The organism is Citrobacter sp. U14242, from assembly GCF_046555775.1.
GTDB lineage: Bacteria > Pseudomonadota > Gammaproteobacteria > Enterobacterales > Enterobacteriaceae > Citrobacter.
The window spans coordinates 137,606-156,637 of record NZ_JBKGLW010000008.1 but is presented as its reverse complement, the minus strand read 5'-3'; the positions used below and the strand labels follow the sequence as shown (position 1 = coordinate 156,637).

General features: G+C 53.4%; 16 protein-coding genes. 8 read left to right on the top strand and 8 right to left on the bottom strand.

Annotated features, from left to right (window positions below; genetic code table 11):
• Nucleotides 1-66: 66 nt before the first annotated feature.
• Nucleotides 67-195, bottom strand: coding sequence for a manganase accumulation protein MntS (mntS, locus tag ACLJXE_RS14855; RefSeq protein ID WP_137384317.1), 129 nt, complete (start codon nt 193-195; stop codon nt 67-69).
• A gap of 186 nt (nt 196-381) precedes the next feature.
• Here mntS and mntR point away from each other — a divergent pair, with 186 nt between their 5' ends.
• Together mntR and ACLJXE_RS14845 are read left to right on the top strand one after the other, a co-directional pair.
• Nucleotides 382-855: a manganese-binding transcriptional regulator MntR gene (gene mntR, locus ACLJXE_RS14850; RefSeq protein ID WP_003831586.1), complete on the top strand. Its 474-nt coding sequence runs from the start codon at nt 382-384 to the stop codon at nt 853-855.
• The gene (locus tag ACLJXE_RS14845) at nt 852-1,961 is read left to right on the top strand and encodes an anion transporter (RefSeq protein ID WP_410751275.1); all 1,110 of its coding nucleotides are present in this window, start codon (nt 852-854) and stop codon (nt 1,959-1,961) included. Before mntR ends, ACLJXE_RS14845 begins: the two co-directional genes overlap by 4 nt.
• Before the next feature lie 62 nt (nt 1,962-2,023).
• Here the strand turns inward: ACLJXE_RS14845 and ldtB are convergent, their stop codons facing one another.
• A complete protein-coding gene (gene ldtB, locus ACLJXE_RS14840; RefSeq protein WP_410751274.1) occupies nt 2,024-2,944 on the bottom strand; it encodes a L,D-transpeptidase in 921 nt (306 codons plus the stop codon).
• Between the two features lie 228 nt (nt 2,945-3,172).
• On the opposite strand from ldtB, the gene ACLJXE_RS14835 reads away from it, so the two are divergent.
• A complete protein-coding gene (locus ACLJXE_RS14835) occupies nt 3,173-4,765 on the top strand; it encodes an ABC-F family ATPase (RefSeq protein ID WP_410751273.1) in 1,593 nt (530 codons plus the stop codon).
• Between the two features lie 72 nt (nt 4,766-4,837).
• Here ACLJXE_RS14835 and ACLJXE_RS14830 read toward each other — a convergent pair whose 3' ends face one another.
• From ACLJXE_RS14830 to ACLJXE_RS14815, 4 genes are all read right to left on the bottom strand, one after another.
• Nucleotides 4,838-6,100, bottom strand: a complete 1,263-nt coding sequence (locus ACLJXE_RS14830) for a DUF1479 domain-containing protein (RefSeq protein ID WP_410751272.1) — start codon at nt 6,098-6,100, stop codon at nt 4,838-4,840.
• Nucleotides 6,101-6,248: 148 nt separating this feature from the next.
• The gene (locus tag ACLJXE_RS14825; protein ID WP_286628267.1) at nt 6,249-7,064 is read right to left on the bottom strand and encodes a Cof-type HAD-IIB family hydrolase; all 816 of its coding nucleotides are present in this window, start codon (nt 7,062-7,064) and stop codon (nt 6,249-6,251) included.
• Nucleotides 7,065-7,185: 121 nt separating this feature from the next.
• The gene (locus tag ACLJXE_RS14820; RefSeq protein ID WP_410751271.1) at nt 7,186-9,618 is read right to left on the bottom strand and encodes a formate C-acetyltransferase/glycerol dehydratase family glycyl radical enzyme; all 2,433 of its coding nucleotides are present in this window, start codon (nt 9,616-9,618) and stop codon (nt 7,186-7,188) included.
• Nucleotides 9,619-9,623: 5 nt separating this feature from the next.
• The gene (locus ACLJXE_RS14815) at nt 9,624-10,523 is read right to left on the bottom strand and encodes a glycyl-radical enzyme activating protein (protein WP_410751270.1); all 900 of its coding nucleotides are present in this window, start codon (nt 10,521-10,523) and stop codon (nt 9,624-9,626) included.
• 132 nt (nt 10,524-10,655) lie between these two features.
• Here ACLJXE_RS14815 and fsa point away from each other — a divergent pair, with 132 nt between their 5' ends.
• Complete coding sequence (gene fsa / locus ACLJXE_RS14810; RefSeq protein ID WP_410751269.1) at nt 10,656-11,318, top strand: fructose-6-phosphate aldolase; 663 nt, start codon at nt 10,656-10,658, stop codon at nt 11,316-11,318.
• An 86-nt stretch (nt 11,319-11,404) separates the two neighbouring features.
• Here the strand turns inward: fsa and moeB are convergent, their stop codons facing one another.
• Nucleotides 11,405-12,154 carry a molybdopterin-synthase adenylyltransferase MoeB gene (gene moeB / locus ACLJXE_RS14805; RefSeq protein WP_410751268.1) on the bottom strand — a complete coding sequence of 250 codons (750 nt, stop codon included), beginning with the start codon at nt 12,152-12,154 and terminating at the stop codon, nt 11,405-11,407.
• On the bottom strand, nt 12,154-13,389 hold the full coding sequence (gene moeA / locus ACLJXE_RS14800) for a molybdopterin molybdotransferase MoeA (RefSeq protein ID WP_286628262.1): 1,236 nt from the start codon (nt 13,387-13,389) through the stop codon (nt 12,154-12,156). The genes moeB and moeA overlap by 1 nt, the downstream gene beginning before the upstream one ends.
• 284 nt (nt 13,390-13,673) lie before the next feature.
• Here moeA and iaaA point away from each other — a divergent pair, with 284 nt between their 5' ends.
• Genes iaaA through gsiC form a run of 4 tightly spaced genes read left to right on the top strand, consistent with a single transcriptional unit; the run spans nt 13,674 to nt 19,030 of the window.
• Complete coding sequence (iaaA, locus tag ACLJXE_RS14795; protein WP_286628261.1) at nt 13,674-14,639, top strand: beta-aspartyl-peptidase; 966 nt, start codon at nt 13,674-13,676, stop codon at nt 14,637-14,639.
• Nucleotides 14,626-16,497: a glutathione ABC transporter ATP-binding protein GsiA gene (gsiA, locus tag ACLJXE_RS14790; RefSeq protein WP_410751267.1), complete on the top strand. Its 1,872-nt coding sequence runs from the start codon at nt 14,626-14,628 to the stop codon at nt 16,495-16,497. The genes iaaA and gsiA overlap by 14 nt, the downstream gene beginning before the upstream one ends.
• 27 nt (nt 16,498-16,524) lie before the next feature.
• Nucleotides 16,525-18,063 (top strand): glutathione ABC transporter substrate-binding protein GsiB, encoded by a 1,539-nt coding sequence (gene gsiB / locus ACLJXE_RS14785; protein ID WP_410751266.1) that lies wholly within the window; start codon nt 16,525-16,527, stop codon nt 18,061-18,063.
• Between the two features lie 46 nt (nt 18,064-18,109).
• Nucleotides 18,110-19,030 (top strand): glutathione ABC transporter permease GsiC, encoded by a 921-nt coding sequence (gene gsiC / locus ACLJXE_RS14780; protein WP_410751265.1) that lies wholly within the window; start codon nt 18,110-18,112, stop codon nt 19,028-19,030.
• Nucleotides 19,031-19,032 lie beyond the last annotated feature (2 nt).

Here is a 19,032-nt window from a genome sequence, read left to right as displayed (position 1 = left end):
CGGACAAAACCTATTACCGTAATCAGGTTACGGCAAAAAAATGAAGCGGCGTACCGCGACGCCGCATTATTTTGCTGAGGGTTTATCCTGCTCTGGTTTGCCGTTAATCATGTCACACAGCATTGAGATCAGCATCAACCGTACTTTAAAGGGAGAGTGGCTAAACACGCGTATACACCTCTTAAATTCATTCATATAAACCTCCTGACTTCACGATCCCATCAGTCCTTGAGGGATGTCTTTATTATATACAGATATAGCACAGGCTATATTATATAGCTATTGCTAAAACGTTAATTTTTTGTGCCCGCGCAACTCTGGTTTACAATGAGCGTTCTCTAATCAGATGCTGTTAATGCGTCACAGGAACGAGGAAGCAGAATGAGTCGTCGCGCAGGTATGCCAACAACAAAAAAAGTGACGCAATTGGTGAATGTCGAAGAACACGTTGAAGGATTTCGTCAGGTCCGCGAGGCACATCGCCGTGAGCTGATTGATGACTACGTAGAGCTGATTTCCGATCTCATTATCGAGGTGGGTGAAGCGCGTCAGGTGGATATGGCCGCACGTCTTGGGGTTTCCCAGCCGACGGTTGCCAAAATGCTTAAGCGCCTTGCCTCCGTTGGGTTGATTGAAATGATTCCCTGGCGTGGGGTGTTTTTAACTGCCGAAGGTGAGCGTCTGGCGCAGGAGAGCCGGGAACGCCATCAGATTGTGGAAAACTTCCTGCTGATGTTAGGTATCAGTCCGGAGATTGCCCGTCGCGATGCGGAGGGAATGGAGCATCATGTCAGTAAGGAAACACTGGAGGCTTTTAGTCGGTTTACGCAACAGCAAGGAACAGGCTCTGAATGAGTTTTCCTTTTCTTGGTGCCTTACAGCGCGATCGTTTTTTCCAGCTGTTAATCCTCATCGGGGGTGTTCTGAGCCTGTTTGTGCCATTTACACCCCGCACCTGGCCTGGGGCAATTGACTGGCACACAATTATTACGCTAAGCGGCCTGATGCTGCTAACCAAAGGCGTGGAGCTAAGCGGTTACTTTGATGTTTTAGGGCGCAAGATGACCCGCCGCTTCAAGACGGAACGTCAGTTAGCGATATTTATGGTGCTGGCGGCGGCGCTGCTGTCGACCTTTCTGACCAACGATGTCGCCTTATTTATTGTTGTTCCCCTCACCATTACCCTGAAAAAACTGTGCGCCATCCCGGTAAACCGCCTCATTATTTTTGAGGCGCTGGCGGTGAACGCAGGTTCGCTGCTGACGCCGATAGGTAATCCGCAGAACATTTTGATGTGGGGGCGCTCTGGCCTGTCATTTACTGCGTTTACCTGGCAAATGGCACCGCTTGCGGGTGCCATGATGCTGACGTTGGTGGTGCTGTGCTGGTTTAGTTTCCTACATAAAACACTGCACTATCATAGCGGTACGCGCGCACCTGACTGGCAACCTCGGTTGGTGTGGAGCTGCCTGGCGCTGTATATCGTCTTTCTGACGGCACTGGAACTGAAGCAGGAACTCTGGGGGCTGGCGATTGTGGCGACAGGATTCATGATACTGGCTCGTCGTGTGATGACCAGCGTGGACTGGACGCTGCTGCTGGTATTTATGGCGATGTTTATTGATGTACATCTGTTGACGCAGTTACCGGTACTCCAGGGGATTTCGGGACACTTTGGTACGCTTTCCCAACCAGGACTATGGTTGACGGCAATCGGTCTGTCGCAGTTTATCAGTAATGTACCCAGCACTATTTTGCTACTGAACTATGTCCCGCCAACGCTACTGCTGGCCTGGGCTGTCAATATTGGCGGTTTTGGCCTGTTATCGGGATCGCTGGCGAATCTGATTGCTTTACGCATGGCAAACGACCGGCGTATCTGGTGGCGTTTTCATTGGTATTCGGTGCCGATGCTGATTTGGGCGGCGCTGGTGGGATATGGCTTGTTGCTGTTGATGTGATAGCGGCAGAGAGGCAATAAAAAAGGCGGATGATTCATCCGCCTTTTTCGTTTCAGGTCTGCTTAGTTCAGACGAACCGGCATACCTGAGCGGTTCTGTACCGCCTGCTCAACGACGGCCTGATCGACGTCAGACTGACCGGTGATGTTGGTAATGCTCTTGTTCAGCGTAATAGGTACGATTTCGCCGCCTTCAAACTGCGCTTCAGTAGTAGAAAGTGGGTTATGTACCTCAATGTAACGGCTACCGTCTGGTTCAGTGGTGGCTTTCACTGGCTCATCGATAAACTGGACGCGCGTGCCAACCGGAACATTTTCAAACAGGAACTTGATGTCATCGTTACGCAGACGCACGCAACCGTGGCTGACGCGTAAGCCGACGCCGAAGTTAGCGTTGGTACCGTGGATAGCATACAGACGGCCGATATACAGCGCGTACAGACCCATCGGGTTATCCGGACCTGCCGGCACGACAGCTGGCAGCGGCTCGCCCGCAGCACGGTATTCCGCATGCATTTTAGCGGTTGGCGTCCAGGTTGGGCCGGCTTTCTTACGTTCAACTTTGGTGGTCCAGTTGATAGGGGTGTCTTTACCTAACTGGCCGATACCGATCGGCAGAACGATAACGGTGTTCGTACCTTTCGGGTAGTAGTACAGACGCATTTCGGCGCTGTTAATCACAATACCTTCATGCACGGTATCCGGCAGGATCAACTGCTGAGGAATGTTCAGTACGGTGCCGCCTTTCGGCAGGAAGGTATCCACGCCCGGGTTGGCTTCCAGCATGTTGGACAGACCCATCTGGTACTCAGCCGCAAAATATTCCAGCGGCTGGGTGTTACCTTCAGGGATGGTGATGACCTGGTTTTGGCCAATCAAACGACTACCATCGGTAGGCAGCGGATACGTGACGGCTGAAGCGGTGTTACAAAAACCAACTACCGCGAGCGCCGCCGCGAAAAGCGTTGTCAATTTCATATTCATTTTTGCGAGATTCTGAAGCCAAGCAGGCTAGTGGGTTGAGATTTATGTAGTGTTGGGCACGCATTATATGTGCATTCTGTGCAACAAGGAATTCGGATGTGTACTAAATCACACTTTTTTCCTTTTGCTTTCACTTTATCTGTCCAGCATGAACGGCGCGATCTTATTGCAGAGTTATGGCATAATAAGCGGTTTGTCACATATTTCTTTCTCTTTCAGGATACGCCAGTGTTAGTTTCCAGCAACGTCACTATGCAGTTCGGCAGTAAGCCGCTGTTTGAAAATATTTCCGTCAAGTTTGGCGGCGGCAATCGTTACGGCCTGATTGGCGCGAACGGTAGCGGTAAATCCACCTTTATGAAAATTCTCGGCGGCGACCTCGAACCGACGCTGGGTAACGTTTCACTCGATCCGAACGAGCGCATCGGTAAGCTGCGTCAGGATCAGTTCGCTTTTGAAGAGTTCACCGTTCTCGACACCGTTATTATGGGCCATGCTGAACTGTGGGAAGTGAAGCAGGAACGTGACCGTATCTACGGCCTGGCCGAGATGAGCGAAGAAGACGGCTATAAAGTGGCTGACCTCGAAGTTCAGTATGGCGAAATGGACGGCTACTCTGCGGAAGCCCGTGCGGGCGAACTGCTGTTGGGCGTAGGTATTCCGGTAGAACAACATTACGGACCGATGAGCGAAGTTGCGCCCGGCTGGAAACTGCGTGTGCTTCTGGCGCAGGCGCTGTTTTCTAACCCGGACATTCTGCTGCTCGACGAACCAACGAACAACCTGGATATCGACACCATCCGCTGGCTGGAGCAGACGCTGAACGAGCGTGACAGCACCATGATCATCATTTCGCACGACCGTCACTTCCTGAACATGGTCTGCACGCACATGGCGGATCTGGACTACGGCGAACTGCGCGTTTATCCGGGTAACTACGACGAATACATGACGGCGGCGACTCAGGCTCGTGAGCGTCTGCTGGCTGATAATGCCAAGAAGAAAGCGCAGATTGCCGATCTGCAATCCTTCGTCAGTCGCTTTAGCGCCAACGCATCTAAATCTCGACAGGCGACCTCGCGCGCGCGTCAGATCGATAAGATTAAGCTCGACGAAGTGAAAGCCTCCAGCCGCCAGAACCCGTTCATCCGCTTCGAGCAGGATAAGAAACTGTTCCGTAACTCGCTGGAAGTGGAAGCCCTGACTAAAGGATTCGAGGAAGGCCCGCTGTTTAAAAACTTTAATCTGCTGCTGGAAGTGGGAGAGAAGGTTGCCATCATTGGTGCCAACGGTGTGGGTAAATCCACCATGCTGAAAACGTTGGTTGGCGATTTGCAGCCGGACAACGGTACCGTTAAGTGGTCTGAAAATGCCCTGGTCGGTTACTACGCGCAGGATCACGAATACGAGTTTGAAAACGATCTGACCGTATTCGAATGGATGAGTCAGTGGAAACAGGAAGGCGATGATGAGCAGGTTGTGCGCAGCTTCCTCGGTCGTCTGCTGTTCAGTCAGGATGACATCAAGAAACCTGCGAAGGTGCTCTCCGGTGGTGAAAAAGGGCGCATGCTGTTCGGTAAACTGATGATGCAGAAACCGAATATCCTGGTTATGGATGAACCAACCAACCACCTGGATATGGAATCAATCGAATCGCTGAACATGGCACTGGAAATGTATCAGGGTACGCTGATTTTTGTTTCTCACGACCGTGAGTTTGTCAGTTCGCTGGCAACCCGCGTGATTGAAATTACGCCGGAACGCGTGATCGACTTCACCGGGAACTACGAAGATTATCTGCGTACTAAAGGCGTCGAATAACGTTCCCGTCGTTTTTCGCGTTACAGGTGTGTTGGCTGCACCTGTAACGTGAAATACTTAGGGGATTAGAAATTAGATAATCCCCAGTGCACGCTTACCGTGGATATTCAAATCCTCCAGTGTAAAGCGGCCTTCCCAGTTCGTTTCATAATCCTCACGCGGGAAATCACCCGGTGATGCGCCTTTTTCCAGGGCAGCCTTCACGTTATGGGCGTAGGCCAGATTCTTCTCACACATCGGTGCGGCAGGGATGTACATCACATTACCCCAGCCCTGTTGATTTTCTACCGGCGCAACGGCGTGAATGACATCACAATGCCACCACACTGAATCTCCAGCCTCCAGTTGTGGAATGCTGGTTAACGCCTCCATCAGTAACGGGTGCCACTGTTCTGACACTGGCAACACTCTGCCTGGCGCGACGCCGCACAGTTCATCATCCGGAACATCGTCCAGCAAGGGACGCAACAGCACATAAGCCATTGCTTCCGGAATAGGTACAACATGCAGCAACCCCTGGCCGGGCAGCATATCGGAAAGTGCCGTCCAACCCTGGAAAGTACGAAACACTGAGCACTTCGTCGTGTTATCTACCGTGTACTCTTCAACATCGGTACGATGTGCAGCATGCCACGGATCGTACTCTGCCAGCTTGCCGTTAAAGACATTGGCGAAAACACGCTGATAAGCCGGAAGCAGCCAGCGCTCCAGTGCTCCGGAGTCGGTGTGTGCGCCAAGCCCTTTCGAGGTGGTACCTGGCGGGCGGCGGCGAATACGGTCAGGATAAATGACGCTGACATCCGGGTTAAACCACTGCTTACCGTCACTTTCAAACGTCCATAAGCGATTGAGAAAGGACTGGGCATTCGCCATCTCCTCACTCTGACGGGCCTGCATTTGCGCCTGTGACCAGTAGATTGGATAGATCTCTGGACGCGATGCGCTCAGGGTACCGAAGAAATTATCTCCCGGTCCTTTGTAGACGTCGTCAAAGTGGTTGCGATCCAGGTAATCCAGCATCGACTGATCCCATGCCAGCGCCTGCTCGCGGGGGAAATGGCCTTTAATGACTGCGCATCCGCGACGTTTAATCTCTTCCCGCTGCTCTGTGCTCACACGGCCCGCTTTGATATCGGCATAAGATAATACCGGCCAGACCGCAGAACCTTGCGCTTTGAGCGCGTTGATCTCCGCCACACGGCTGGCAATGGTATCGCTGAGCTGACTGAAGATTTGCTGGACGTCGCCAAGCTGTGTCCGCAATTCCTGTTTCATCTGACGGATCGCTGCTTTGTGATCGGCAGGTAACGTGTCGCTGGTAAAAGTAAAAGCCATAACCACCTCGCATAACTTTCATTTGAAACTAATTTAACTTACAAGTGCAATATAAGTTAAAAATAAGTTAATGCAAGTTTAAAAACTTGATGGCGTGCACGGAATGCAAAAACGGTGAGAACCGGAGCAGGTACTCCGGTCGGCAGGATCAGGCGTTGAAAGGGGAGGTGTTATCCAGCACGGCCTGAATCACGTTCAGTGCACCTTGATGGTTATTATCGTCGGTCTGATAGCGGGCAATAAATTTGATGTTCCCGGCTGCATTAGCCATGGCAAAAGAGTAGTGCGCCATTTTCAACATTTCCGCATCGTTGCCACTGTCGCCGATGGCGACGACGTTTTGTGGTGACAGGTTCCAGCGTTTTAGCAGACGGCTGATACCATTGGCTTTATGTAAACCTGGAATAATCAGATCGATAAACCCAAAGCCGCTGGTGACGGGTTTCATAATACCGTCGAGAGCAGTATGCAGGTGATCGATAACCAGCGGGATTTGCTGGTCAGGCAGATTCAGCGAGAATTTGAACAGCACATCATCAATGTCCTGATAATCTTTAACTGGCTTCAGTCGGTGATAGTGTTTCGACATCAACGCCACAAAAGATTCCGGGGCGTTTTCACTGACATAGGCGCTTTGCAGACCACACGCTACGAAGTTAAGTTGCCGATCTTTTAACAGTTCACCAATCACAATTTGCGATTCGTGGCGAGTCAGTTCGCCGTGAAAGAGCTGTTTACCATGCTCAAACACCAATGCACCGTTCTCGGCGACAAAAGAGATCTCATCTTTGAGTTCCGGGAAAAAAGAGATGAGCTGGTAATACTGGTTACCGCTGGCCACGACAAATTCAATGTTGCGTTTTTTCAGTTCCTGATACTGCGCCATAAATCGTACTCGATCGTACTTTTTGGCGTCGTCGAGAAACGTTCCGTCCATATCTGTGACGATAACGTTGATGGTCATACTTGCTCCTGGCTCATAACTGCGACCAGAAACATTCTAATAACAATGTGACCTGAAGCACAAATTTATTTCATTCGAAACTAAAATGCCCGGCAGGCGAAAATGCCCCCGGGCAATGGGATTACAGCATGTGTTCAGTACGGGCGATAATGTCGTCCTGGGCGTCAGGAGACAGCGCAGTGAAGAAAGCAGAATAGCCTGCGACACGAACGACCAGGTCACGGTACTGATCCGGGTGTTTTTTCGCGTCCAGCAGCGTTTCACGGGACACGATGTTGTACTGAATATGCCAGCCTTTGTGCTCTTCAAAGAAGGTCCGCAGCAGGAAAATCAGCTTCTGTTTATCAGACTCATTTTCCAGCGTAGCCGGATTCAGTTTCTGATTGAGCAGTACGCCGCCAAGAATCGAACCCGTGGGCAGTTTCCCCACCGAGCCAATGACTGCCGTTGGGCCGAGGTGGTCAGTACCGGAAGCCGGGCTTGCACCTTCAGCCAGCGGTGTATGTGCTTTACGACCATCCGGCGTTGCCATCGTTGCTGCTCCGAATGGTACGTTTGCGGAAATGGAAGAGGTCCCTGCATAGTAGTTGCCGCCAACCGGGCCGCGACCGTAACGCGGGTTATGATACTGCTTCAGCTCATCGATATAGGTCTGATAGGCACGGGCCAGCAGGGTGTCGACGCTGTCATCATCGTTACCGTATTTCGGTGCGCCGTTGATCAGACGCTGGCGCAACTGTTCATGAGTGAGGCCTTCGAAGTCATCCGCCAGCGCAGCCGCCAGCTGTTGCTGACCGATAACCCCCTGATCGAAGACCAGTTTTTTCACTGCTGCCAGACTGTTACCAAGGTTAGCAATGCCGACCTGCAAACCGGATACCCAGTCATATTTTGCGCCACCTTGCTTAATGCTTTTCGCGCGCTCAATACAATCATCGACCAGTGCGGAACACAGAATGTCATGGACGTTTTCTTCCAGCATGGTATCGACCACATATTCAATCTCAATAGATTTACGCGTGTAGTAGCGGATTTGTGTATCCCAGGCGTCCATTACTTCATCGAACTTATTGAAATTACCGGCTGAGAGCGCTTTTTCCTGCGGCAGGAATACTTTACCGCTGGTGGCATCGCGTCCACCTTCCAGCGCGGCCAGCATCACGCGGGCAAAGTTAATAAAGCTCATGCCCGTGCAGCGGTAGCCCCATTTGCCTCCCACGGCAGTTTCGATGCAGCCGATGGCCGCATAGTCGTAGGCATCTTCGGGTTCAATGCCGAGTTTGATAAATTCCGGGATAACGATTTCATCGTTATTGAATGCCGGCATGCCAAAGCCGCAACGGATGACCTGCACACAGGCATCAAGGAAGTCGTTACTCATCCCCGCGTGATAACGCACGCTGAGGTTCGGCTGGGTAGAACGCAGGCGGCCGCAGGACTCCAGAATGGCATAGGAGAGCGGATTGACGGCATCCACCGCCAGACCATTGACCAGGTTCTGGCCGCCGATAGTGACGTTTTGATACAACGGACTGCCTGCGGAGGCTTTCGAGTGGGAGCCGGAGCGGATTTTGTTCACTTCCAGCAGCTTCAGCCAGCAGCTGTGCAGCAGCTCAATAGCGTGCTCGCGGTCGAGACTTTGGTTCAGCTCCACGTCGCGGCGATAGAACGGGTAGAGATACTGGTCCATGCGGCCAAATGACACCGAGTGACCGTTTGATTCGATTTGCAGGATCAACTGGATGAAGTAGCACAATTGCAGCGCTTGCCAGAAGGTTGTTGGCGGTTCGTGGGCGATGACATCACAGTTTTCTGCCATTGCCAGCAGCTCATCGCGACGGCTTGCACGGGTTTCAGTCGCCGCCATTTTACGCGCCAGGCTGGCGAAACGTTCGATATGCAGGCTGACGGCATCCAGCACAATATCAATCGCTTTCAGGAACTGATCGCCATGAAGGTCTTCCAGGCAGGTCAGGTTGATACGGGAACGACGTTCATCGACTTTGTGGCGCAGACCATCAATGCCTTTTTCAAGCAGCAGCGGGAAGTTCACCGCCAGGTGTGCATCGCCGGAGGTCATGTTGCCTTCGGCTTTGATGATGCCGGTTTCCAGCAGGCCCTTTTGTTCGTCGGTAAACATGCCGTAGCAGCGATCCTGCACGGTCTGACCACGCCACCACGGGCATATTTCATGCAGTACGCGCTTATTCTCTTCGCTGACCGCAAAGCCTGCACCAGGACGGTCGGCCAAATCGTCGATCTCTTTTTCAATCCACGACACGGTATATTCCGGGAAGATCGGTGCAGCGCGTACTTCACTCGCCTGGTTACCGATAATCAACTCATCGTGTTTAATCCAGATGGTTCGTTCCGCCAGATGATGCGCCAGTGCCAGCGCGCGGCGTACCGGGATGGGTTTGTCCAGATGTTGCTGATACATCTCGGTATAGTGCTGGGCGCGTTCGGTACAAACCGGCGGCTTCACAATGTGGATCAGGGCCGTTTTATGCGCTTTAGTACGGTCGCTGAGTGTGTCCAGTTTCAGAGTCGTCATGGCGGTTATCCTCGTAGGGTCGCGGTTAAACCTTTAAGGCTGGCGTACTGCTGGGCAAATTCGAGCAGCGCAGGCGCATCAAGCGGTTTTTCCGGGGCGTTGTAGGGTTGATTGAGTAAGAGGTATTTGTTGATGCCCAACGTGTGATAGGGCAAAAAATGGATCTCATCGACGTGCAGTTCGTCGGCAGCAAAATCGGTAATGGCCTGAATATCGGCCGCGTTGGCATTGAATCCCTGAATCAGCGGTACGCGGATAATCATTTTTTTACCTGCGGCAGCCAGTTTTTTTAGATTTTCCAGAATGCGAGCGGCGTTGCCATCGGTCCACTGCTTAAACGGCGCATCGGCGACGTGTTTTAAATCGGCAAGAAACAGATCGATATTCGCCAACGAAGGTTCAATATACTTCCACGGCACGTGCAGGCAGGTTTCGACCGCAGTATGAATGCCCGCATCGTGGCTGGCTTTGAACAACGCCGCAGCCAGCTCCGGCTGCATAAACGGTTCACCGCCGGAAAGCGTTACCCCGCCACCGCTGCGGTCGTAAAACGGTTTATCGCGCAGCACGGTCGCCATAATGTCTTCCACACTTTTGACTTCGCCGCAGACGGTCAGCGCCTGGGTCGGGCAGCAGTGGGTCAGCGCGGTGAGAGTCTCATCGGTCAGTTTTTCGCGATGAATAAGCAGGCCGTTCAGCGCTCGCTCAATAACGTCAGGTGCAGCCTGAGCACACAGGTCGCAGCCGTCCAGACACAGACGCGCGTCGTACAGCAGATCCCGTGTACGGGCACGACTCTCCGGGTTCTGGCACCAGCGACAGCCCAGGGAGCATCCCTTAAGGAACACCACGGTACGGATACCGGGACCATCGTGGGTGGAATAACGCTGGATATTGAAAATCATAAGCGGCCTCTTTTCTTTCGTATAAAGATTAAATTACTTTCGAATGAAATCTATATTGACGTGCGTCAACTAACCGCGCGGTTTCGTCGTGCTACCTTTAATTCATGCTAATTATTCGTTTGAGGGCAGGTTATGGAACTCTATTTAGATACATCTGATGTTGATGCGGTAAAAGCTCTGGCGCGTGTTTTTCCGCTGGCAGGGGTGACCACTAACCCAAGCATTGTGGCGGCAGGTAAAAAGACGCTGGAAGTGTTACTGCCGCAATTGCAGGAAGCGCTGGGGGGACAAGGTCGTCTGTTTGCGCAGGTGATGGCGACGACCGCCGAAGGGATGGTCAGCGACGCGCGTAAATTACGGGCAATCATTCCGGATATTGTGGTGAAAGTACCGGTCACAGCAGAAGGTCTGGCGGCGATTAAGCAACTGAAGGAAGAGGGTATCCCGACATTGGGGACGGCGGTATACGGTGCAGCACAGGGACTGCTGGCGGCGCTGGCAGGGGCAGAATACATTGCGCCATACGTTAACCGCGTGGATGCCCAGGGCGGCGATGGCATCCAGACAGTGACCGATCTGCAGAATTTACTGAAAATGCATGCTCCGCACGCCAAAGTACTGGCAGCCAGTTTCAAAACCCCACGCCAGGCGCTGGACTGCCTGCTGGCAGGCTGTGAAGCCATTACGCTGCCGCTGGATGTTGCACAGCAGCTGATTAGTTCCCCGGCCGTTGATGCTGCCGTGGCGAAGTTTGAACACGACTGGCAGAATGCGTTTGGGCGGACGTCGATCTGATGCTGTTGCCGGGTGGCGCTAACGCTTGCCCGGCCTGCGTTCTGGCCGTTGTAGGTCGGGTAAGGCGAAGCCGCCACCCGACTTTTTTACCGACTACAAACTTCACATCCCGGATTACGCATTAGCTTCATTTCCCTAAACTGACAGGTCATGGCGTCATACATCACGATTTTACCGGATGCCGGTTTACCGTAGTTTGCCAGCAGCTTAATGGCTTCCATCGCCTGAAGTGAACCTATCACGCCAATGAGCGGAGCCATTACACCGGCTTCTACACAGGTCAGGGCATTTTCACCGAACAGGCGACTCAGGCAGCGATAGCAGGGCTCACCCTCCTGGTATGTGAAGACTGTAATTTGTCCTTCCATGCGGATTGCCGCGCCGGAAACCAGTGGAATTTTTGCGGCGAAGCAGCCGGCATTAAGCTGATTACGGATACTGACATTATCGGTGCAGTCAAGAACCAAATCATATTCAGCGATCAGCGCATGAATTGCGGTATCGTCGAGAAGCGCATTCACCGGCGTAATGGCGATATAAGGATTAATCCGCGCCAGTGCCTCGCGTGCCGACTCTACTTTTGGTTGACCAACGGTTGCGTCACTATGCAGCGTCTGGCGTTGCAGGTTTGAGACGGACACGGTGTCAAAGTCGAGCAGGGTTAACTGCCCGACGCCAGCACCCGCCAGATACTGGGTGGCAGCACAACCAAGCCCACCCAGACCCACGATCAGTACCCGCGCTTCCTTGAGCGCTTCCTGACCTTCAAAATCGAAGCCGCGCAGAATGATTTGCCGGTTATAGCGCATCATCTCCTGGTCGCTGAGTTCTGCCATTACAGGCCTCCAAACAGGGCGTTAAACGGCTCGACCTCAACCCATTCTCCTGCTTCGACGTTACCGCGATCGCGCTCCAGCACGATAAAGCAGTTACCGAGGCTAAAAGAACTGAAAATATGCGACCCCTGGTGTCCCGTGGTGGTGACTTCCAGTTCGCCTTGCGCATTACGCTGCAATACACCGCGCTGAAAATCCAGACGGCCTGGCGTTTTCTTCAGACGAGATGCCGTGCGCACGCGCTGGCGTGGCGGCAGTCCGCAGGCGGTGTTACCGCTGAGTTTCGCCAGTAACGGTTGTACCAGTTGATAGAACGTGAGGGCCGCGGAGACCGGGTTTCCAGGCAGGCCGCAAAACCAGCTGTTGCTCAGTTTACCGAAAGCGAACGGTTTACCAGGTTTGATGGCCAATTTCCAGAAGGCAATTTCTCCCAGCTCTTCCAGAATGGTTTTGGTGTAGTCTGCTTCGCCCACCGATACACCACCGGAGCTGATGACAACATCGGCCTGGCTGTCGGCTTCGATAAATGCGGCGCGTAGCGCGTTAGGATCATCGCGAATAATCCCTAAGTTGATGACTTCACAGCCCAACTGTTGCAGCATCAGATGCACGGTCAGGCGATTGGTATCGTAAATCTGCCCGTCGCCCAGCGGCTGACCAGGTAGTTGCAGTTCATCACCGGTGGAGAACAACGCCACGCGGACTTTACGCACAACCTGTGCCTGCGCAATACCCAGCGAGGCCAGTACCGGAAGTTCTGCGGTTGTCAGACGTGTTCCTGCCGGAAAAACCACCGCGCCGTTGGCAATGTCTTCACCGCGCAGACGAATATTTTGTCCGCTGCGGACGTCGGCGGTAAAACGAATACCGTCGTCAGTTTGTTCTGTCTGTTCTTGCATGACGACGGCTTCACAACTGGTCGGTACCGGGGCGCCCGTCATAATTCTAATGCAGGTTCCCGCAGGCCATTCACCATGGAAAGGCTGACCGGCATAAGCTTTACCGGCAACGGAGAGCGGCTGGCCGGATTGCAGGTCGGCCAAACGCACCGCATAACCATCCATTGCCGAGTTATCGAATCCTGGAACATCAATGGGAGAGACGATGTCGGTCGCCAGAATGCGACCAAAGCATTGAACCAGTGGCAGCGTTTCGACGGCGGTAAGTGGGGTAATACGCGAAAGCATCTGAGAGAGAGCCGTTTCAAGCGGCATCAGTCCGGCGGTAAATTCCATGTGAAGACTCCTGCGGGGCAAAATCGAATCCGGTTATTATGTCAGAAAATGGACGCGGACAGTATGCCACCTCAGGCTTAGAATCCGATCTGCTGAAGGTTTTATACCAGAGAGTAACGCTGCATATTTCACCGCTATCCTGAGGTTAATGGGATTGGCTCTGCAGAAGGGGCCTTTACCTTTACATGACGTCTGCATCTTTCTATATTCAAAAATCGAATCAATAACTCACCGAAATTCTGATATTTATAACCCCGTTACCTGCCACCTTAATGGATGAAAAAATGGGCAAAGCAGTCATTGCAATTCACGGCGGCGCTGGGGCAATAACCCGCGCAGAGCTAAGCCAGGAGCAGGAGTTGCGTTATATACAGGCGCTGTCAGATATCGTTGAAACCGGTCAACGTATGCTGGAAGCGGGCCGTAGCGCGCTGGATGTTGTCACTGAGGCTGTACGCCTACTGGAAGAGTGCCCCTTGTTTAACGCCGGAATTGGCGCTGTGTATACCCGTGATGAAACCCATGAACTGGATGCCTGCGTCATGGATGGTAATACCCTGCAAGCCGGTGCTGTTGCCGGAGTCAGTCATCTGCGTAACCCGATCCTCGCGGCTCGTCTGGTGATGGAACGCAGCCCTCACGTCATGATGATTGGCGAAGGGGCGGAAAATTTTGCGATTGCACAGGGCATGGAACGGGTTTCTGCTGATGTTTTCTCTACCCCTGAACGCTATGCGCAACTGCTGGTGGCGCGTGCTGAGGGTAAAACGGTACTTGATCATAGCGGCACACCGCTGGACGAAAACAACAAAATGGGCACCGTTGGCGCGGTGGCGCTGGATGTTTTCGGCAATCTGGCTGCGGCGACGTCGACTGGCGGAATGACCAACAAATTACCGGGGCGGGTGGGCGACAGTCCTTTGGTTGGCGCGGGTTGCTATGCCAACAATGCCAACGTTGCGGTTTCATGTACGGGAACCGGAGAAGTATTCATTCGCGCGCTGGCGGCCTATGACATTGCGGCGCTGATGGATTATGGCGGCCTGAGTCTGTCAGAGGCGTGCGAGCGCGTGGTGATGGAAAAGTTGCCGGCGCTGGGCGGCAGCGGCGGATTAATTGCTATCGATCATGAAGGGAATGTGGCTTTGCCGTTTAACAGTGAAGGTATGTACCGCGCATGGGGATACGCTGGCGATACGCCAACCACCGGAATTTATCGGGAAAAAGGAGAGAGTGTTGCCACACAGTGATGAGCTTGATGTCAGTGATGTACTGGCCGTCAGCAACCTGAATATCGCCTTCGAACAAGAGCAGCAGCGTATCAGCGCCGTACGAAATCTGTCGTTTCGCCTGAAACGTGGAGAAACGCTGGCGATTGTTGGCGAATCCGGTTCCGGAAAATCGGTAACGGCCTTGTCGCTGATGCGTCTGATTGAACAGGCGGGCGGCGAGGTAAGCTGTGATGCGATGCTGCTACGGCGGCGCAATCGGCAGGTGATTGAACTCGGTGAGCAGAGCGCAGCACAGATGCGCCATGTTCGCGGCGCGGATATCGCGATGATTTTTCAGGAGCCGATGACGTCGCTCAACCCTGTGTTTACCGTCGGTGAGCAGATCGCTGAGTCCATCCGTCTACACCAGGGAGCCAGTCGCGAAGAGGCAATGGTGGAAGCCAAGCGCATGCTTGACCAGGTTCGAATCCCCGAATCGAAGGCCATCTTATCGCGCTATCCACACCAGCTTTCCGGCGGAATGCGCCAGCGAGTGATGATTGCCATGGCGCTATCATGCCGACCGGCGGTGTTGATTGCTGATGAGCCGACAACGGCGCTGGACGTCACTATTCAGGCGCAGATCCTGCAACTGATAAAAGTGCTGCAGCAAGAGATGTCGATGGGTGTCATTTTTATCACCCACGATATGGGGGTGGTGGCAGATATCGCTGACCGTGTGCTGGTAATGTACCAGGGCGAAGCGGTCGAAACGGGCAGCGTTGCGCAAATTTTTCATGCTCCTCAGCATCCTTACACGCAAGCGCTGCTGGCGGCTGTGCCGCAACTTGGTGAGATGCGCGGGCATGACCTTCCGCGACGCTTCCCGCTTATTTCTCTGCACGATCCTCATCATGTTGAACCTCAAACCGAGCAGGATACGGTGGTTGAGGGAGACCCGATTCTGCAGGTTCGCAACCTGGTGACACGTTTTCCCCTGCGTAGCGGCATCCTTAATCGCGTGACCCGCGAGGTGCATGCGGTGGAAAACGTCAGTTTTGATCTCTGGCCAGGCGAAACGCTTTCACTGGTTGGCGAATCGGGTTGCGGTAAATCAACGACCGGACGGGCATTGCTGCGTCTGGTGGAGTCCCAACGTGGGGAGATTTTCTTCAATGGACAACGCATTGATACCCTGGCCGCCAGCAAGTTGCAGCCGCTGCGTCGGGATATCCAGTTTATCTTCCAGGACCCTTATGCGTCGCTCGATCCGCGCCAGACGGTGGGATATTCCATCTTAGAGCCATTGCGGGTGCACGGTTTGTTACAAGGCGATGCGGCGACAAAACGGGTCGCGTGGTTGCTGGAGCGTGTCGGGTTGCTACCTGAGCACGCCTGGCGCTATCCGCACGAATTTTCCGGCGGTCAGCGGCAACGTATCTGTATAGCCCGGGCGTTGGCGCTCAATCCAAAAGTGATCATTGCCGATGAGTCCGTCTCGGCACTGGATGTCTCAATTCGTGGGCAAATTATTAACCTGTTGCTCGATCTACAGCGGGAAATGGGAATTGCGTACCTGTTTATTTCCCACGATATGGCGGTGGTGGAGCGCATTAGTCACCGCGTGGCGGTGATGTACCTGGGGCAGATTGTTGAGATCGGCACCCGACGGGCGGTGTTTGAAAATCCACAGCATCCCTACACGCGAAAACTTATGGCGGCAGTCCCGGTTGCCGATCCATCGCATCAAAGACCACAGCGCGTACTGTTGTCGGATGATATCCCCAGTAATATCCGCAAACGCGGTGAAGAGATCCCCCCGGTTTCACTACAGTTAGTAGGACCGGGGCATTATGTTGCGCGTGCGCCAGCGGAAAATGCGCTTTCGCGTTTATGACAGACAGGCAGGGTTAAGGAGAATAACATGACAAAAATTGTTGCTCGTAAATGGCTGGTTGCTCTGGGGGTTGCCTCTGCGCTGGCTGCATCCCCGTCCTGGGCTGCCAAAGATGTGGTCGTTGCGGTAGGGTCTAATTTCACCACGCTCGACCCTTATGATGCCAACGACACGTTGTCGCAGGCGGTAGCCAAGTCGTTTTACCAGGGACTGTTTGGCCTTGATAAAGAGATGAAGCTGAAAAATGTGTTGGCGGAAAGCTATACCGTTTCTGATGATGGTCTGACTTACACCGTAAAACTGCGACAGGGCGTGAAGTTTCAGGATGGGACTGACTTCAATGCGGCTGCGGTAAAAGCCAACCTTGATCGCGCCAGCAATCCGGAAAATCACCTTAAACGCTATAACCTGTATAAGAATATCGATAAAACCGAGGTTGTTGATCCCGCTACGGTGAAAATTACACTGAAGCAGCCATTCTCTGCCTTTATCAATATTCTGGCGCATCCGGCGACGGCGATGATATCTCCGGCCGCGCTGGAGAAATACGGGAAAGAGATCGGTTTCCATCCGGTAGGGACGGGGCCGTACCAGCTTGAAACCTGGAATCAGACCGACTTTGTCAAAGTTAAGAAGTTCGCGGGCTACTGGCAGCAAGGATTGCCAAAGCTTGATACGATTACCTGGCGTCCGGTAACGGACAATAATACGCGTGCGGCAATGCTGCAAACCGGGGAAGCGCAGTTTGCTTTCCCAATTCCGTACGAGCAGGCAGCGTTACTGGCGAAGAATAAAAACCTGGAACTGGTCGCCAGCCCGTCTATTATGCAGCGTTATATCAGCATGAACGTCACGCAAAAACCGTTCGATAATCCGAAGGTGCGCGAGGCGTTGAATTATGCCATCAACCGTCAGGCGTTGGTTAAAGTGGCGTTTGCGGGTTATGCCACGCCGGCAACTGGCGTTCTTCCGCCATCGATAGCCTATGCGCAAAGCTACACGCCGTGGCCTTACGATCCGGCAAAAGCACGCGAATTACTGAAAGAAGCGGGTTATCCCAACGGCTTTACCACCACGCTGTGGTCATCTCATAACCACAGCACCGCGCAGAAAGTGCTGCAATTTACCCAGCAGCAGCTGGCGCAGGTGGGCGTGAAGGCTCAGGTCACGGCGATGGATGCCGGGCAGCGGGCCGCAGAAGTCGAGGGCAAGGCGCAGAAAGAAAGCGGGGTACGGATGTTCTACACCGGCTGGTCGGCGTCTACGGGCGAAGCGGACTGGGCGTTGTCGCCGCTGTTTGCGTCACAGAACTGGCCGCCAACCTTGTTTAATACCGCGTTCTACAGTAACAAGCAGGTGGACAAGGATTTAACGGCGGCATTGCAGACTAACGATCCGGCGCAAAAAGCGCAGTTGTACAAAGACGCGCAGGATATTATCTGGAAAGAGTCGCCGTGGATCCCGCTGGTGGTGGAGAAACTGATCTCGGCGCACAGTACGAATTTGACCGGATTCTGGATCATGCCTGACACCGGGTTTAGTTTTGATGACGCGGATTTGAAATAAGCTATTCATTCGGCCCTGCGTGGATGGGGCCGGCGAAGGGAGTCTGATGCTCAACTATGTTTTCAAGCGCCTGCTGGGGTTGATTCCGACGCTGTTAATTGTGGCGGTGCTGGTGTTTTTGTTTGTTCACTTGCTACCCGGCGATCCGGCGCGGCTTATTGCCGGGCCGGAGGCCGATGCAGAGGTGATTGAGTTGGTACGTCGGCAGTTGGGCCTGGATCAGCCGCTGCACGTTCAGTTCTGGCATTACATGACCAACGTATTACAAGGCGATTTCGGTACCTCGATGGTTTCTCGCCGTCCGGTTGCCGATGAGATTGCCAGCCGTTTTATGCCGTCGTTGTGGCTGACGATCGCCAGCATGGCGTGGGCGGTTTTGTTTGGTATGACGGCGGGGATCATTGCCGCCGTTTGGCGCAACCGCTGGCCTGACAGGTTGAGTATGACGCTTGCAGTCACCGGGATCTCTTTCCCGGCCTTTGCGCTTGGTATGCTGTTAATGCAGGTCTTTTCTGTGGAGTTGGGTTGGCTACCGACTGTAGGCGCGGATACCTGGTTGCACTACATTCTTCCTTCAATCACGCTAGGGGCGGCGGTGGCGGCGGTACTCGCCCGTTTTACCCGCGCCTCGTTTGTCGATGTGCTTAGCGAGGACTATATGCGCACCGCGCGGGCGAAGGGGGTGAGCGAAACCTGGGTAGTGCTAAAACATGGTCTGCGTAACGCGATGATCCCGGTTGTCACGATGATGGGGCTGCAGTTTGGCTTTTTGCTGGGTGGCTCGATTGTGGTTGAGAAGGTATTCAACTGGCCTGGACTTGGGCGATTGTTAGTCGACTCAGTTGAAATGCGTGACTATCCGGTGATCCAGGCCGAAGTGCTGTTGTTTTCCCTGGAGTTTATTCTTATCAACTTAGTGGTGGATGTGCTCTATGCCGCCATTAATCCGGCTATCAGGTACAAGTAAGG